We start from the raw sequence: 16,364 nt of genomic DNA on the forward strand, positions 1-16,364 counted from the left end.
ATGTTTAATACAAAAGCTTTAGAAAGTTATATACTTTCTTTAACAGATGAAGAAACATTGTTTAGAAAGTATATTCCACAATTTAAAGCAATAAATAAGAAGTTTAAAGCAGTTGGGAGAGAGGAATCTCTCCCTTCTGCTGTTATAACTTCATATAACAACAGATTATACTATAAAGATTTTGGAAGTAGTTTAAAAGCTATGGATGTATTTTCTTTTTTAAAATTTTTCTTCAATTTAGATTATGTAGATATATTAAATGAAGTAAATGATTATGAGCCAAAATATGTGCAAAGTAAAAATAAAATAAGTATATATGAAGAAACAAAATCTAATATAGTATTTAAATTACGTCCATTTAAAATTAAAGATAAACACTATTGGGAAGAATATAAAGTAATAACAAAAGAAGTATTAAGAAAATATAATGTATATCCAGTAGAATATGCAGATATAATAAAAGAGAGAGAAACATTTAGAATAATGCCAAAATTATTGTATGTATATGTATTGAATGATTTAAGATTAAAGTTTTATAACCCATTAAATAAAAGATATAAGTTTTTTGGCAATTCTAATAAGTATAGTATTCAAGGATATGATAATATTCCTACTATTGGAGAGTTATTAATAATTACAAAAAGTTTAAAGGATGTAATGGTATTAAATCAATTAGGCTATAATAGTATAGCTCCTAATTCAGAAACAGTTTTATTACCAGAAATGGTAATGAAAGATTTAAATATAAGATTTAAAAACATATTAGTATTATTCGATAATGATCAAACAGGAGTAAAAAATGCAGAACTGTATAAATGTATATATAACATAAAATATTTTACAATACCAGACTATAAATATAAAGATATATCAGACTATATAAAATTTAATACGGTAGATAGTACAAAAAGATTATTAGAAGACCTAATAAAAACTACTCTATATGCCTAATAGAGAGCTAATAACAGAAGCAATTAATATTACTAATAAAAACAATCTTATATTTTTACCGTATAATGTACCATCATTAAAGAACAGTAAGATTGTTACTAATAATGGAGTATTTCCATCAAGGACTGTATCAAAATATTTAAAAAGTTTAAATATACAAAGCTATTCTTCTAAAAATAAATATGTCAAAATAAAAAATAATTCTGAAGACATATTTTATAACACTATAAAACCATTTTTTAAATTACAACATTTAACAGAACCTCCTTACATATATGGGTTTCACTTTGTAAGGAATTCTAAACATAAGTTTGACTTTATTAATGCTTGTCAAATATTAGCAGATTTATTTGTTGCTTACGATTTAATAAAAGATGATGATATGGATAATTTTATTCCAATACCATTAATTATAAATGGTAATTACTACTCTTACTCAAAAACTAAACCAGGTGTTTACATATACTTGTTTGTATGAGTTACTGTTCAATAGCAACAATAATAGACATTTTAAATGGAGAAATAGTAATAACTCCATTAAATGCAAGAGATCTAAGACTGACTATTGTTAACCCTTATATAGATGAAATTTATGTAGATGATGAATTAGTTAAAGTAATAACTAATTCTTTCACTATAGAAAAAAATTCTATATTAAATGTTTGGTTAACAGATTCTATACAATCAAAATATGTAGTAAAATATATACATAAACAAAGTGTTCTATCTAATCAAAATAGAACGTATTTAATTAACACTGTTGATGTTAATGAAAGTGTTATATTCATATTGCCTAATATGAATTTGAATATAAAAAAATTAAAATTAAGTAGTTTGTTCTATAATATGTATATAGTTAATGATGACTACATTGGTTTAATGTATAGAGTTATAAATAATGAAGAGTATTTAGAATTAGAAAATTATTTAAAAAGTTGTGATAATTTTTATAATATCTATAACTACAATAAGTTTTTCGATTTATTTCTATTTAAAGCTACAGATGAATTAAAAGTATGTATAGATTTTTACTTAAATGGTAAATATTCTAAATTGTATGACATTTGGAAAAATAATATAGTTGAAATTTATTACTATATACAAAATATATTCAAATTTGAGTATGACATAGATTATATACATAGAGTATTAGAAAAAGATATTGGATTAAAAAAAGCATTAGAAAACTTTTTCAATATAAAACTTAACGAGAATATAGATTTGCATAAGATACCAGATACAAATAAAGAAGTTATTAACTTAAACTTAATTAAAAATGAATGATCTATTATTAAATAAACATATTATAACAAAAGAAGAGTATGACAATTTAGTAGTACCTTCATATAGTTTATTAAAAGAATTGGAGAAACATCCTATAAATCTTAGATTAGCATTAGAAGGGCATGCAAAACCAGAAACTGATTCAATGCTATTGGGAAATGTGTTTGATGCTATAATAAGTTACAACATGGATAAATACCTTGTATATGAAGGTACACTCCCAAAAAACAAAATGCTGGATGTAGCTAATAAATATATAGAAATGAAAAAAACAGACTTTACAACTGGTGAATCAGATGATGAATTATGTTTATTAGCAAGAAGTGTTGTAGGTTATAATGAAAATTTAAAACCAGAAACTTTTATAAGAAAATTTAATGAGGAATGTAAAGCCTATGTAGATACAGCATTAAGGAATAAAAATAAAGTAATTATACATAAAAACTTATATGAAACAGCTAATAATTTAGTTAAATTATTACATTTAGATTATTCTTATCGTCAACTTGAATATAATGCTACAAGAATTTTAAGACAAATTCATCTTGTAGCTAATATAAAAATTGCATCTGAAGTAAAATCTATGAGTAAAAACAAAACTAATAATTATAAAGAGAATTATAAGGAAAGTTACAAAGAATATACTGTTAAAGGAACTCCAGATGTTGTATTTATTGATGACATAAGAAAGACTGTTACTATTATAGACTATAAAACAACTCAAGGAAGACAATTTGAAAGCAATTACATCAATTATAGATATTTTATACAAGAAGTTTTGTATATAGAAATTCTAAAAAGTATCTTCCCTGATTATGAAGTTACCTTCTTTTTTATTGTTTTAGATACTAACTTTGTTTATCCAATAGAATGGTTTGCTAGTTCTTTAAGTGTTAAATACATAGCAATGTATGGTGGAACCTCCTCAATTATTTCTTTAGGAACTCATATCTATGATTTAAATACTAAAGGTATTTATAGGTTAATTGAGGATTTCTATTGGCATGTTAATAACTCAATGTTTGATCATCCCACTGATTATTATTTAAGAAATTTTAACCTAATTTAAATTAAATAGTTATGAAAAATTTAGATTTATTAAACAAAATAAATAATGAAATAAAAGATACTTTTGATTTAGATCTAAAGAAAATTAAGAAAGTATCTTATACTAAAAATGATTACTACTACTATTGTTGTTTAAAAAGCTTTATAATTTTAGCTAAAAAAACAACATACCTACAAGAGAAATATCCAAATTTTTAAATTTGGCTAATAATACTGTTAATTATCACTATAATACTAGAACTCTATTACCAAGAGAAGTTAAAAACTATCTAAAATTGATTAAACCTTTTAGATATGAAAAATAATATTTAACAAAATTTAAATGATATGCATATTAATAATCCAAATTATGAAAATAAAAACACAGATGTAACAATAAAATCAATTTTATTATTTAAAAATGGAGATGAAGAATTAGAGCTAATCAATGTTCTTCATATTGAAAAAAAGATGAAATTAGAAAATGTTAACAACTTTCAGGAAAAATTACAAAAGTTTTATACAAAGAAATTTAAAATTCCTGTATTAGTACTGTTAATTTATATATAATCTTTGTTGGGGATACTACTATTTAGTGGGTTGTGAATTGATTACATTTTGTATTCTTGTGCGTGGTATCCCCATTTAATAATAATCGTAATGACAATGATACAAAATTATATTCAGCAAGATTGGAGTTATGTTTTATCTCCTGTAATGAATTCTAATTACTTTATAACTTTAGGAAAAACAATAAAACAGGAAAGAACTAAAAAAGTTATATATCCAGAAACTAACGATAAAGTATTTAGATGCTTTAAAGAAACATCTTTTAATGGTTTAAAAGTTGTAATATTAGGACAAGATCCCTATCATGATGGAAGTGCTACAGGTTTAGCATTTGCTAATGAAACTAAACCATTAAGTCCTTCATTAAGAACTATACTTAATGAAGTATACGATGATATTTATGGTAATGTTGGGCCTTATCCAGATAGTTCATTAATTCATTGGGCTAATCAAGGAGTGTTATTGTTGAATTCTGCTTTAACTGTAGAGAAAGGAAATCCATTAAGTCATGTAAATTTATGGTCAAAATTTACAGAAGAAGTTTTAAGTATTATAAATAATAATACCACTGGAATAGTATTTCTTTGTTGGGGAGCTTATGCTAAAAATATAATTAATAAAACAATTAATCCATCTTTGCATTATATTTTATATGCTGGACACCCTTCTCCACTAAACAGAGCTAATCCATTTAAAGGATGTAAGCATTTTAGTAAAACAAATAATATACTTTATGGAATGAATGGAGTAACTATAAAATGGTAATTAAAAACATAAAACTATGGAAAGATTTGGTGAATTTGTAGACATGATGATAAAAGGATTTTTGCTGGTAACAGCATTGTATTCATTAGGATTTATTACAGTGGTTATCTTTAGTGGAATAGTAAAGTTTTTAAATTATTTTAAAATCAAAAAATATTAAAACTATGACTATGTTTTTAGAAGATACAGATAATATATATGTATTAGTAAGATGGCCAGATGTACAAGATTACATGGATTATGATTGGTTTGTTGAAGAAGCTGTATTACATCCAGAAATTTCATCTGTTTATTTTATTCCTATAAATAGAATTCATAATACAACTAAATTATTTGATAATCCATTTTTTACTAAAGAATCTTTTAACGATAATTTTGATGACATATGAAAGGAAAAATGATTATTGATGAAAATGATTTATCCATAAAAATAGTAGAAAACAACTATATAAAATTGAAATATTTAATGATTTTACTTTTTGGATTATTTATTTTAAATCTAACTATATTATTTATTATTCAAAGCAAGAGTATAATATATATAGAATCGGAAAAACAAGTGATAGTAACATCAAGAATAGACTTTTCTGAAGAAAAGCTTATAAAATACATTAATAAATTAAAGATAAGATTTCCAAATATAGTCTATGCTCAAGCTATTTTAGAAACTAATGGATTTAAAAGTAAAATATTTAACGAAAATCATAATCTTTTTGGAATGAAGATGCCTATTAGCAGACCTACCCTAGTGGTAGGTACTGCTAATGGACATAATGTTTATAATAATTGGAGAGAATCAGTTATAGATTATGCTTTATTCCAAACTACTTATGCTAAAAATATTCAAACAGAAGAAGAATATCTGCAATTCTTAGAAGCATATGCTGAAAATACTTTATATGTTACTAAAGTTAGTAAAATACTTAAAGACATAAAACAATGATAATATTTAGTAATATTGCACAAAGATATATTTTTATTTGATTAATTTAATAAATTAAAAACTGTTAACTATGAAAATAATATTAGAAGATATTGTTTATACCGATGAAAAAGATTTCGCTTTTAACTACTTAAAAGATGTAATAGTTTTATCTGAATTTATGCCTACAATTTATTCTGGTTATCCTAAGAATAAAGCTATTAGACAAGATATTATAAAGAACATTGGTTTAGATCATGTATATGTAAAAAAGCTATGGGCGTCAATACCAAATTTAACAAGATTTAAGCTTACTAGTGAATATAATCAAGCTTATCCACTAATAGAAAGATTATTAGTAAAATATAGATTAAACTTTTCAAATCTGTTTGAACCATTTTATTATGATAAAATTAATGAAGTTAGGAAAAAAGTAGCTAGTATCCTTAATGAATACTATAAAAAACATGTACATAAAGTAAGTACATATAATAGGAGTAAACTTGAAAAAGAAATTTAAATATTAAAATCCATATCAAAATGGAAAATTACATAGAATATATCCAAATAATTGGATTAATCATTATTATAGTATTTTTAACGATCCCCATAATAAAACTAATTAAATTTGATGATGATGCTAAATACTTAGAAATGATTAAAGATTATAAGAAAATTAGTCAATCTATAAATAATTGTACTTCATTAAAAGAATTGGAATCTATAATAACTTCAGTACAATCCTTCAATATTAAGTATAGTTTAAATCCTACACTTAATTTTTACTGTGAAGTTTTAACAATGTTGTATTTTAGTAAAGCAAAAGAATTAGTAAATAGTGATAAAAAGAATAGATCTTGATATCAACAAAAAAGAATTTGCAAATATGCAAAAATGTTGTCAACAACACAATGCTTTATGGGATGCAATGGTAATGAAAAATGTTATGAATTATTATCAAAGCCTTAACATGTCATAAATAAACAAATAATAATATTTGAAAAATATGAAACCAATTGTTCATAAATTATGTGAGTTTTTAATAACAAAAAAAATTTATCCAGATAGATTTTCCTTTAAAAGGACAAGAGCTGGAAAAATACAAAAACAACATGGGGCTTTTAGTTGGACTATGAATTGTCTTGAACCTGCATTTTTTGAAATAAAATCACCCCATACTGTAAAAGAAATATTAGAAAACAAAGATAAAGTTTATTTTGTTGAGACAGCCGTAACTATACAAGTACTTATAAATTATACGGATGAAGATATAGTTGAAAATTATAAACCTTATAAAGCAGTTTATAAAGATAGAAACCACAAATCTTAAACTTTAAATTAAATTATGAAACTTAATTAATAAACTTTAAAATTTAAAACTATGCACAATATTAACATAGAAGATGGTAAAGAAGCTTTCTTTTCATTAAAAGTACCAGCATGGCATAAATTAGGTACTGTAGTTAATGAAGCTAAAACTAGCGATGAAGTTATAGAAATCGCTAATATGAATTATAAAGTAATTTTAATCCCTAATTATGTTAAATTACCTAATGATTTTTATATAAAATCTGGTAGCTATTCAACTGTTAGACTTGAACCAAGAGCAGTAGTACTTGGAAATTCATTATCTAATAAATATACCGTATTAGAAAACAAAGAAGCTTTTAACTTTTTGGATTCTTTAGTTAATCAAAGAAATGATATTATTTATGAAACTGCTGGAGTTTTAGGAGATGGACAAATTTCATTTATAACAGTTAAACTACCTTCATATATTAGAATTAATAACAGTGATGATATTATAGAAGATTACCTAATTTTTATAAATAGTTTTGATGGTAGCATGCCTGTAACTATGTTTTTTAGCCCAATAAGAGTTGTATGTAACAATACTTTGAATCTAGCTTTGAGTTCATTTAAAAGAAATTATATTACTATAAGACATACCAAAAATATAAAAGATAAATTAAGTGAAGGTAGAAATTTACTAAATTTGTCTTTAGCTTATTCAAAAACACTTCAAGAAATATTAGATAAATTTGCTAAAACTCCATTAAGTGACACTAAGGCTAATGAAATTATAACTAAAGTGTTTATTAAAAATGATGCTTTAGATGATAATATCGAAGAATTACCTACTAGAACACAAAATATTTTAAATCAAATTAATGAAGCTATCTATGTTGGCCCTGGTCAAGATAAATGGAGAGGTACAGCTCTTCATTTATATAATGGTATTACTACATACTTTCAAAATACTAAAAAGTATAAAAGTTATGATAGAAAAATGAAAGGTATATTATGGGGAGATGAATATAAAAAATCCCAAAAAGTTGTAAATGAATTATTAAAACTTGTATAAATAACAAATAATGTTTTGGGTAAGCATAATATTTTTTATGCTTACCCTATTTTATTTAAAATTTAAAAACTATGATCACAATAAATATACCTGCAAACTGGACAGAAACTGAGCAAATCTTAAATCAGTTAACAGGAGTAAGATTAGGAATACCTACTACAGTGTTAGCACCTAAAGGATGGTTATTTAGAGTACCAAGTCCTACTGGATCAGCACTTGATATAAGTAATAAGGAAAAATTTATTGAAAGGTTTAGACATAAAATTGAAGGTAAGCATACTATGACAGGAAAAAACGCTTCTGCTGATGCAACAATACGTGTAATTGAAGATTTCACAACAGCAGATGGAAAACTAAATGTAACTAAAGAAAAAGTAGACAAGATAGTTGATGAACTAAATTCTATTAGCAAATCAAAAGTAAAGGGTGTTAATATTTATTCTAAATCGAATGATATTTTAGGTAGAAGATTAACAAATCCTAATTGGGGTGCTAAAGATTTGATGGATGTTGAAAGACCATATAAAGCTAATCAAGCAAAAGTAACGGCCCCGCATCTTTCTCCAGAAGAAGCTTTAAGATATGATATGAATTTAATGTATAAATTACAAGTTAAAAAGTTTAGACGTAATCCAGAATTAATCGATGAAATAAATGAAAGAGGTGGATTACAATTTATACTAAATAGTGAGCATATCGTAGGTGTTAAAGGTAGTAGATGGGAAGGTAAAGGATTAAATAGTAATTTTATCAAAGTACTTGCCGCATCTTATACTACTGTAGCAAAAGAATTAAATAAGTTTGTAGAATCACCTCAATCAAATACTATCACTTTGAAAATATCTGGTAATGATATACAAACATTAAAAAACCGTGGTTATACTCAAGAACAAATAAATGAGTTTGTATATAATTTATTAAAAGCAATAATGTCATCACCTAAACTTCAAGTTAAAATAGGTTTAATAATATATGATGAAGGAACAGGTGTTGATGAAGCTGTAACCAAAGCTGCTACTAGATTAGGAATACCCGTTACTAAAGAAATTAAAAACAAAAAATTAAATATGTTGGAAGGAGGATAAGTCGTGGCTTGTTTAAGAGCAAGGATGGAATAATCATCAATGCAGATATTAATGGTAGTGGAAACATAATGCGAAAGGCAATCCCAAACTGCTTTGATGCAAATGGGATAGAGGGCTTTGTAGTAAGTCCAGTAAGATTAAATCCAAAAGGATTTAATCCTTACAAACAAGTTTCATAGTGCTATAAAATACTATGAAATTTGATACTATAAAGATAATTTAGGTAATGAATACATAAGAAAAATATCACAAGGCAAAAATATGTCAAGTACCGCTAATCACAGCACCGACAATGACGACAATATGTTATTATTTGTTGGGGTTTCTCGAATCAAAGCGGAAGGAACGAGAAACTCCTATTGGGTGAAAAACATAAACTATAACAAAAATTGGACTTTAGAAAAAAGGGAATTCGGCGAGCCTATAAAAATATATGGCTGGTTTGAAGAAGTTTCATTTGGGGAAAAGAAAGGTAAGTTAAAAGTAGTAGTTCCACAGTTATCCGATGAAGATGGTAATGATTGTCGAATTATTGGTTATTTTGACGATGAAGTTACTTGTATGAGTATCATTCTACAAGAAAATCATCCTGATTATGGAGGGATATTTATTTAGCTCTACTAATAACTAAAAAACAAAAATGCGTTGTGAATTGATTACATTTTGTATTTTTATGCCTGGCTTTACAGCTATATATTGCTACAGCAAAAAAGATATATGGGAAAAATATTTAAAATAAAACAAATACAAACACATTAAAAATAATTAAACTATGCCAACATTTAATAATGTAAAAATAGAAATAATTCAAAACATAGATGTTGATTTTGAAGTATACTGCAATACTTGTGGAAAAGGACTTTGTAGTGAAAGCTATACAAAGGTAAATAATAATAATGGATACTTACAATTATTTGTGAATGCTTGTCCATATTGTATAGAAGAAATAAATATGGAGATTAAAAAACTTTTACAAGAAAAAAATGAAGAGATTGAAATACTTCAAACTGAAATAGATAAGTTACAAAATGAAATTTATGAATTAAGACAACAAATAAAATAACCATGAACACAACAGTTATAATTATAATATTTATCTTTGCTTTTATGTCTATAATATTATTTATTATGTTATGGACATTGATTAAAAGTTTACATCGTTTAAATAAAAAAGATAAATCTAATTATTTTAATACTATTTATAAATGCCCCGTATGTATGGGAAGTGGATTAGTTCCTAATGGATTTTATTTAAACGCTTTCAATAATACCACATCACAAGTTACTTCAGAAAAATGTAGAACTTGTAATGGTAGTGGAATAATTAGTAAATATTAATTTTTAACATTAAAGTTATGAAAGAACAAACAAATAAACTTAATGAGCATTATCTTCCTTTACTTGATTATTTTTATCTTGAATATGGTTTAAAACTGACCCAAGAAGAAATGGATAGAATAATTAAGTTAGCTATTAAAGTTCAAAATAGTATTGATTTAATTACACATAAAAATAAAAACATGATTAATTGGAATTATTCTTCAAAACTACCTCCATTATATGGAGAAAACATTTAAATCGAATTAAATATGATAGGCAAAAAGTATTTAATCATTGATGAAAGTACACTAGAAGCCGTAGAAAAACGGTTAATTAGTATTAAATCTATAATAGTATTGTTTGTGTCAATATTTATAATTAATCTTACTTTACTATTTATAGTATCTTCAAGAGAAGTAATATACGTAAGTGGTGAAAAATCTATTACAATAGTATCCCATGATAGATTTTCAAAAGAAGAGTTAAAAGCTTATATTGATAAACTTAATATTATATTTCCTGATATTGTCTATAAGCAAGCTATATTAGAAACTAACAATTTTCAAAGTAGTATATTCATTGAAAATAATAACTTGTTTGGAATGAAGATAGCTATAAATAGACCTACTACAAGTATTGGAGTAAATAAAGATCATGCTGTTTATGAGAATTGGAGACAGTCTGTTATAGATTATGCTTTGTTTCAAACAAGTTATGCAAGGAATATTACTAACGAAGAAGATTATTATAACTTTTTGAAAAATTATGCTGAAGACAGTTTATACGTTTACAAACTAAAACAAATAAAATCTAAATAAAGTTACAGAGTAAAAATTTTACTATATTTGTAGCCATAATTTATTTTATAGTGTGGGCTATAACTGTGGGTTTTTGGTCACGATTTTAAATAGGCCTGTAGGGATACACGCCTATTTTATCTTTATTATTAACCTTTTAAAACTTATATACAATGTACAAAAAACCATCTGATATTAAAAAAACAATAGTAATAGAAGAAACAGATTTAACTAAAACACAAATTAATTATTCATTTTATGAAGATTTTAACGTACTTGTAATTACAAAACAATTTGTAGTTAAAGATTCTGATATTATTATGGGAAGTGAAAGTATGAGTTTACCTTTAAATGTGATTAAAGAAATTTATAGCGATTTCTTTGTATTTCTTGAATAATAAAAAGCTGCCTCAAAAATTGGGGCAGCTTTTTCTTTAATGAAAAAAAATTTGTGGCTTCGTTCAGATTGTATTGTTAAAACATAATCTTATATTATTTATTCTTCATTCTTCATCATCATCTTCTTCTTTTTCTATAAAAGCTTTCCAATCATCATCAAAATCTCTAACTAAAGCTTCTAAACTTCTTAAAGGAGCTACAAGTTGTATCCAATATTTTCTAGGTCTTGCAGCTTCTTTTAATTTATCATTATCAAAAGTTTCTCCAATTAACTCTTTAGCTGAATGAGTTATAGCTTGATATAAAGTAATAACAGGAGCTAAAGTAGCTGTAGGACTTTTTAAAATATTATATAATTCAAATGGGTTAACAAACATCATTAATTCAGCATAAGCCCTATTAACAACTCTTAAAGCAAATTTATTGTTATATTTATCTTCGTCATCTCCACCACCTAATTTTAACATTAACAACAATGCTATTACTCCTAATGTAATAGATAACCCACTTTTTGTAGCATTAATGTTTTCTCTATATAAATCTATAAATTCATCTAAACTTATCTTTTGAGCTAACTCTGGATCTCTAGATACTAACTCAATATATTTCATTTTAGCTGAATCTTCTATACCCATAAATAATACAAATCTTAACTTATTACTTTCATCTCTCATAAATCCAAATAATTTATGAAAGAAAGTTCTATATCTACCCAATTCAAATTTTTCAAGATTAGGATTGTATCTTAAATTTCCATAACGTTCATCAACTAAACGTGGTATAAAGTTTCTAAATAAGAACAAAGCTCGAATAAAAGCATTATTTCTATATTTTATAAAATCATTCTGATCATAGTTACCAATTATATTTTTAGTTATTTGCTTAACCAATTCTCTAAAAGCTATAATAGTGTCTTCACTAAGTTCTTCATGTCCTTCTATTACAAATTTTCCATTTTTGATAGTACCTAAATCGTAAACACTTTTAATACTTTTTCTCTTCTCTTCAAGTTCTTTATCTATTTTTTTACGTTCTTCTTTAGATAAAGAATAATAATTTTTAGGTCTAAGAGATTTTAAATATGTAGATATTAAAACTATTTTACCAGATTCATCAAACATGCTATTTTGTAATACAGCTAATAATATATTATCTTGCATTAATTCATCTGGTTTTCTCAACATAAAATATAGCGGATCAAGACTTAAATTTCTAGTAAGTATAGTTGATTTTATCTTTCTATTTTTCTTTTCTATTCTTTGGTCTAATCTACTATTAAATAATGTTATAAATCCTCTAGCTTTTAAACCTTCTGTATTATGTGTTAAGGATCCACCTGTTAATGCCCAAAATCCCTTTTTTAATTGTTTTCTTGTGAAAAAGATATTTCTACTAGCTTGTACATTTAATCCAACAACATTGGATACTGTAGCAGCTATAGCAGGGAATATATTTAATCCTAATAACATAACAGATGCAGCTTTATTCATAGTATTTATAACACCAGCTGCTCTAGGTACTTCTTCTTTAATATTATAGACATAGTAATTTATCATATCTTCCAATAAATCTGTAATCTGCCTATTAGCTTTTTCACTTTCAATAGGTTGACCAGTCATTGGATTTATTTTAACTTTTCCAGTAAATTTAGATACTTCGATTGTTGGTTGATTCTTTGCTATATCTAATAAAGCTAAAGCATTACTCTCAATAGCAGCCATTTCTCTATGATAAAATGAAGTTTCACCAAAAAGTTGTAGTACAAATCCTAAATCATAAGATTTCAATTTTGGATCTAGTTGCCTTACAAAAAAGATAGGAATTTGTTTTTTAGTTCCATTTTGTGAATCTGTAATATCAGATATTAACATATCATTTTCATTAAATAATAGGCTTTTAGCTCTATCTCCAGCTATTTCAATATACGATTTATTAGGAGTACCTAATTTCTCAATTATATTTTTTTCAACATTAGGGATAAAGTTTTCTTTATATCCAAAATCAGGTAACCAACTAGATAATTCTTTAGTAGTTTTAGTAAAAAACTCATAAAATCTTAACAACCCTTCATTACCAGGTTTATTTAATTCAATCCATTCTTGAGAATGCCATTGTTTTTCTACTTCTGGTTTTATCTTTAAGTGAAATGTAGTTAATGGATTTCTTTGTTTTTCCTCATATTCTTTTATTTTTTGAGCTTTAATCTTTTCATTTAATATTGGATCTTTGTGATATAAAACTTTTTCTATATTTTTTTTAAATCTATTTATATCGTCTTCAACAGCTTTTTGGTCTATATACATATTAGCATTTATCCACTTAATATCACCTGTCTCTTTAGCTTTTTTTAAGCTATTCCAAAAATCTTTTGAATACTTACTAATTAACGTACCTGTATTTTTATTTATTATCATATCATAGGCTTGTTGTAAAGATAATCCTTTAGATCCAGCCCATACTTTTAATGCATTTACTTCATTTAAAATACTTTCTCTTAATTTATTAGAGTCTGTTTCTACTTTGTATAATGCTTTTTTTACTAGTTCATGAAATATTCTTATAACAGGGACGTTCATTTGGCTAATAGACCTAAAAGTTCTTTCTAAAAATCCCAATGCTTTTTGAGGTTTATTAAAATCGGTTATGTTTAATTCTTCAGCTTGTTGTTCTATTCTTTGCTTTTTTATATTTTTTATTCTATCAGATAATTGAGAAGCTTCAGATAAAACCTCATTTATAATTAATCTATCATCTTCAGATAGTTCTTTACTATTATTGGATATAAATATAAATACATCTTTATAAATATCTATAATTTCTTCAATCTCATTTAATGTGTCAAATGTTAATTCTTTATTAGAATTTAATGTATCATATATATTTTGTATATCCTTAATTGCCAGATTTGCAGTTATAGTTACATTTCTTCTTATATATAATTGAATAATAGCATCTTTTAAAGCTTTTAAACGTTCATAATATTTTTCTCTTTCTGCTACATCGGTTGGTTTTTTCCTATTTATAAGGTCAAAAAATTTAAGGTTAAGTTCTTCAATTTTTCTATCTATAATTTCACTACCAGTTTTTTCTCCAGCTACAGGTAGTTGTCCTACAACATGGAGATCTGTTACAGTTCCTGATTTTTCAGTAGAGACATTTATTCTTACAAGTCTAGTTCTTTTTATACCTCTAACAGGTGGAATGTTATATAAAGCGTTACCTTTAGTTAAAATATTTTTATATAATGCTACTTGTACAGAATTTTTATAAAAAGCATTTAATCCTATACTAGACAAATCTGCTCCAGAGCTAATAGTCTTAAAGTCATATATACTAGCAGTTCCATCACTATGAATAACTAACATATCAATAGTACCAGCTAACCCTTTTTTATTATTACCTTTATCATCTTTATAAACAAAATTCGGATCATATACAGATACTTCACTTAATATAACAGCTCCTGGATCTTCCTCTTTTATTTTATTTATCATAGCTGTTAAATAATTTTTTAACTTAAGGTACTGTTGAGCTTCTTCTTTACTTAAACTTTTGTATAAAGCTGTTTCTGATGTATCATTATTAACAATAGATTTAATAATATCATTAGCCCAACTATGTACTTTATTTCCCCTTTTTTGAGCTTGTTCTATTAATTCTTTTTCTTTAATAGATAAATTATCTTGGTATTTTCTTGATTTATCTAGTACACTACTTGGAGTACCAGTAACTTTTATTTCTGAATTACCTTTTCTAATCTTATAAAAATGTTCACCATTTTCATTTACACTTTCTATATTATTTTGAAATTTATTAATACCATCTACAATAGAACTCTGTGTAGACATATTTTCTTTTTGGAGCATTTCATAGGTATCTTCTGGAAAGACTAAATTATATTTTTTTGTCTTATTAGATAATATATCATTTGCAAGAGATTTATATAAATTATCTTTTACAAATTTATTATGGCTATATATTAAATTAGAAAATCCAGATAATCCTATAACATCCAAAGCTTTGTTTATTAAAGATTTTATATATGTTAAAACATTGTGTAATATAGAATTATTTTTAGATTCTTTATTAGTTTTTTGTTCTACAAAAACTTCTACTATATTCTTAGCTAAGAATTTAGCAACAGCTTCTTCTTGTATTCTTTCTATATCTGGAGAACCATCTTCTTTTACGTAAACATTTTTATATTCTTCATATACAGATTCATATACACCATTTTTTAATACTATAGAAACTAATTTATCATATAAGATTGGATTATTAGGTTTTAACATTCTAATAAAAAAGTGAGAAGCTTCTTCAGGTAGAGTAGTTAAATCAGCTCTTCCTTTAACAACTTCTATAACTTTATTAATAAAATTAGCTTTTGCTATAAAATCTCCACCTGGGATCTCTTCTATAGATACTCCTATATTCAATAAAAACTCAGTGATTTTAGCATCTAATTCTTGTATTGGAGCTGTAGCATTTTTAGCATTTTCTTGTTGCTTCATTTCTTGCTTAAATGGATTAAACATTTTTCCATTTTTAGTAAGATAATATCCACTACCATTAGATGTTTGTTTTACATCATAATTTAATCCAGCTTTTTTTATATCATTTTTTAAATTTTCTACTATAATATATTTACTAAAAAATCCAGTTTCAGACATATTATATCTTATAGCTATGTCTTTTATTGAAGGTTTATTAGCTTCCTTAAATCTATTTGCTGCATTTATAATATAATCCATTGGAGGAAATTCAAAAGTATTATTATTTTCCATCCATGCTCCAATTATAGATTTAAGTACTGGTACAGGTAATCCTGTAGCTTTTTGAAATTCCATAAATTCTGGTGA

The 16,364-nt window shown here is 25.0% G+C and carries 21 protein-coding genes; 20 read left to right on the forward strand and 1 reads right to left on the reverse strand.

Translation table 11 applies throughout. The features are described from left to right. The 20 genes from HPY57_12690 (at position 1) to HPY57_12785 (ending at position 11,504) form a co-directional block, all read left to right on the forward strand. Positions 1-951, forward strand: coding sequence for a toprim domain-containing protein (locus HPY57_12690; GenBank protein ID NPV12635.1), 951 nt, complete (start codon positions 1-3; stop codon positions 949-951). Then, positions 944-1,429 (forward strand): hypothetical protein, encoded by a 486-nt coding sequence (locus HPY57_12695; protein ID NPV12636.1) that lies wholly within the window; start codon positions 944-946, stop codon positions 1,427-1,429. The genes HPY57_12690 and HPY57_12695 overlap by 8 nt, the downstream gene beginning before the upstream one ends. Then, positions 1,426-2,235: a hypothetical protein gene (locus HPY57_12700; GenBank protein NPV12637.1), complete on the forward strand. Its 810-nt coding sequence runs from the start codon at positions 1,426-1,428 to the stop codon at positions 2,233-2,235. Before HPY57_12695 ends, HPY57_12700 begins: the two co-directional genes overlap by 4 nt. Further along, on the forward strand, positions 2,228-3,304 hold the full coding sequence (locus tag HPY57_12705) for a hypothetical protein (protein ID NPV12638.1): 1,077 nt from the start codon (positions 2,228-2,230) through the stop codon (positions 3,302-3,304). Before HPY57_12700 ends, HPY57_12705 begins: the two co-directional genes overlap by 8 nt. An 11-nt stretch (positions 3,305-3,315) precedes the next feature. Continuing rightward, the gene (locus tag HPY57_12710; protein ID NPV12639.1) at positions 3,316-3,501 is read left to right on the forward strand and encodes a hypothetical protein; all 186 of its coding nucleotides are present in this window, start codon (positions 3,316-3,318) and stop codon (positions 3,499-3,501) included. Positions 3,502-3,630: 129 nt separating this feature from the next. Continuing rightward, complete coding sequence (locus HPY57_12715; GenBank protein NPV12640.1) at positions 3,631-3,852, forward strand: hypothetical protein; 222 nt, start codon at positions 3,631-3,633, stop codon at positions 3,850-3,852. A 90-nt stretch (positions 3,853-3,942) separates the two neighbouring features. Next, positions 3,943-4,617, forward strand: a complete 675-nt coding sequence (locus tag HPY57_12720; protein NPV12641.1) for a uracil-DNA glycosylase — start codon at positions 3,943-3,945, stop codon at positions 4,615-4,617. A 170-nt stretch (positions 4,618-4,787) separates the two neighbouring features. After that, entirely contained in the window at positions 4,788-5,006 is a 219-nt protein-coding gene (locus HPY57_12725) for a hypothetical protein (protein NPV12642.1), read from the forward strand. Continuing rightward, positions 5,003-5,560: a glucosaminidase domain-containing protein gene (locus tag HPY57_12730; protein ID NPV12643.1), complete on the forward strand. Its 558-nt coding sequence runs from the start codon at positions 5,003-5,005 to the stop codon at positions 5,558-5,560. Before HPY57_12725 ends, HPY57_12730 begins: the two co-directional genes overlap by 4 nt. A gap of 70 nt (positions 5,561-5,630) precedes the next feature. Next, positions 5,631-6,059: a hypothetical protein gene (locus tag HPY57_12735; GenBank protein ID NPV12644.1), complete on the forward strand. Its 429-nt coding sequence runs from the start codon at positions 5,631-5,633 to the stop codon at positions 6,057-6,059. Between the two features lie 20 nt (positions 6,060-6,079). Beyond that, on the forward strand, positions 6,080-6,400 hold the full coding sequence (locus HPY57_12740) for a hypothetical protein (GenBank protein ID NPV12645.1): 321 nt from the start codon (positions 6,080-6,082) through the stop codon (positions 6,398-6,400). Between the two features lie 145 nt (positions 6,401-6,545). Then, positions 6,546-6,869: a hypothetical protein gene (locus HPY57_12745; GenBank protein NPV12646.1), complete on the forward strand. Its 324-nt coding sequence runs from the start codon at positions 6,546-6,548 to the stop codon at positions 6,867-6,869. A 51-nt stretch (positions 6,870-6,920) separates the two neighbouring features. Next, the gene (locus tag HPY57_12750) at positions 6,921-7,904 is read left to right on the forward strand and encodes a DUF945 domain-containing protein (protein ID NPV12647.1); all 984 of its coding nucleotides are present in this window, start codon (positions 6,921-6,923) and stop codon (positions 7,902-7,904) included. Positions 7,905-7,975: 71 nt separating this feature from the next. Continuing rightward, positions 7,976-8,989, forward strand: a complete 1,014-nt coding sequence (locus tag HPY57_12755; GenBank protein ID NPV12648.1) for a hypothetical protein — start codon at positions 7,976-7,978, stop codon at positions 8,987-8,989. Between the two features lie 8 nt (positions 8,990-8,997). Next, on the forward strand, positions 8,998-9,168 hold the full coding sequence (locus HPY57_12760) for a hypothetical protein (protein NPV12649.1): 171 nt from the start codon (positions 8,998-9,000) through the stop codon (positions 9,166-9,168). An 82-nt stretch (positions 9,169-9,250) separates the two neighbouring features. Then, positions 9,251-9,604, forward strand: a complete 354-nt coding sequence (locus HPY57_12765; GenBank protein NPV12650.1) for a hypothetical protein — start codon at positions 9,251-9,253, stop codon at positions 9,602-9,604. Positions 9,605-9,761: 157 nt separating this feature from the next. Continuing rightward, on the forward strand, positions 9,762-10,052 hold the full coding sequence (locus tag HPY57_12770; protein NPV12651.1) for a hypothetical protein: 291 nt from the start codon (positions 9,762-9,764) through the stop codon (positions 10,050-10,052). Between the two features lie 292 nt (positions 10,053-10,344). Beyond that, positions 10,345-10,566, forward strand: coding sequence for a hypothetical protein (locus HPY57_12775; GenBank protein ID NPV12652.1), 222 nt, complete (start codon positions 10,345-10,347; stop codon positions 10,564-10,566). 99 nt (positions 10,567-10,665) lie between these two features. Next, the gene (locus HPY57_12780; GenBank protein NPV12653.1) at positions 10,666-11,127 is read left to right on the forward strand and encodes a hypothetical protein; all 462 of its coding nucleotides are present in this window, start codon (positions 10,666-10,668) and stop codon (positions 11,125-11,127) included. A 152-nt stretch (positions 11,128-11,279) separates the two neighbouring features. Continuing rightward, positions 11,280-11,504: a hypothetical protein gene (locus tag HPY57_12785; GenBank protein NPV12654.1), complete on the forward strand. Its 225-nt coding sequence runs from the start codon at positions 11,280-11,282 to the stop codon at positions 11,502-11,504. Positions 11,505-11,609: 105 nt separating this feature from the next. Here HPY57_12785 and HPY57_12790 read toward each other — a convergent pair whose 3' ends face one another. Then, positions 11,610-16,352, reverse strand: coding sequence for a hypothetical protein (locus HPY57_12790; protein ID NPV12655.1), 4,743 nt, complete (start codon positions 16,350-16,352; stop codon positions 11,610-11,612). Positions 16,353-16,364 lie beyond the last annotated feature (12 nt).

This window comes from Ignavibacteria bacterium (assembly GCA_013177855.1).
Taxonomy (GTDB): Bacteria; Bacteroidota; Ignavibacteria; order Ch128b; family Ch128b; genus Ch128b.

Excerpts from the sequence above, each read along its gene's own strand:
- HPY57_12730 (NPV12643.1), top strand. The coding sequence starts at position 5,003 with ATGAAAGGAAAAATGATTATTGATGAAAATGATTTATCCATAAAAATA.
- HPY57_12725 (NPV12642.1), top strand. The coding sequence starts at position 4,788 with ATGTTTTTAGAAGATACAGATAATATATATGTATTAGTAAGATGGCCA.
- HPY57_12770 (NPV12651.1), top strand. The coding sequence starts at position 9,762 with ATGCCAACATTTAATAATGTAAAAATAGAAATAATTCAAAACATAGAT.
- HPY57_12715 (NPV12640.1), top strand. The coding sequence starts at position 3,631 with ATGCATATTAATAATCCAAATTATGAAAATAAAAACACAGATGTAACA.
- HPY57_12735 (NPV12644.1), top strand. The coding sequence starts at position 5,631 with ATGAAAATAATATTAGAAGATATTGTTTATACCGATGAAAAAGATTTC.
- HPY57_12695 (NPV12636.1), top strand. The coding sequence starts at position 944 with ATGCCTAATAGAGAGCTAATAACAGAAGCAATTAATATTACTAATAAA.
- HPY57_12755 (NPV12648.1), top strand. The coding sequence starts at position 7,976 with ATGATCACAATAAATATACCTGCAAACTGGACAGAAACTGAGCAAATC.
- HPY57_12705 (NPV12638.1), top strand. The coding sequence starts at position 2,228 with ATGAATGATCTATTATTAAATAAACATATTATAACAAAAGAAGAGTAT.
- HPY57_12790 (NPV12655.1), bottom strand. The coding sequence starts at position 16,352 with ATGGAATTTCAAAAAGCTACAGGATTACCTGTACCAGTACTTAAATCT.
- HPY57_12765 (NPV12650.1), top strand. The coding sequence starts at position 9,251 with ATGTCAAGTACCGCTAATCACAGCACCGACAATGACGACAATATGTTA.
- HPY57_12785 (NPV12654.1), top strand. The coding sequence starts at position 11,280 with ATGTACAAAAAACCATCTGATATTAAAAAAACAATAGTAATAGAAGAA.
- HPY57_12700 (NPV12637.1), top strand. The coding sequence starts at position 1,426 with ATGAGTTACTGTTCAATAGCAACAATAATAGACATTTTAAATGGAGAA.
- HPY57_12775 (NPV12652.1), top strand. The coding sequence starts at position 10,345 with ATGAAAGAACAAACAAATAAACTTAATGAGCATTATCTTCCTTTACTT.
- HPY57_12745 (NPV12646.1), top strand. The coding sequence starts at position 6,546 with ATGAAACCAATTGTTCATAAATTATGTGAGTTTTTAATAACAAAAAAA.
- HPY57_12740 (NPV12645.1), top strand. The coding sequence starts at position 6,080 with ATGGAAAATTACATAGAATATATCCAAATAATTGGATTAATCATTATT.
- HPY57_12710 (NPV12639.1), top strand. The coding sequence starts at position 3,316 with ATGAAAAATTTAGATTTATTAAACAAAATAAATAATGAAATAAAAGAT.
- HPY57_12720 (NPV12641.1), top strand. The coding sequence starts at position 3,943 with ATGACAATGATACAAAATTATATTCAGCAAGATTGGAGTTATGTTTTA.
- HPY57_12750 (NPV12647.1), top strand. The coding sequence starts at position 6,921 with ATGCACAATATTAACATAGAAGATGGTAAAGAAGCTTTCTTTTCATTA.
- HPY57_12690 (NPV12635.1), top strand. The coding sequence starts at position 1 with ATGTTTAATACAAAAGCTTTAGAAAGTTATATACTTTCTTTAACAGAT.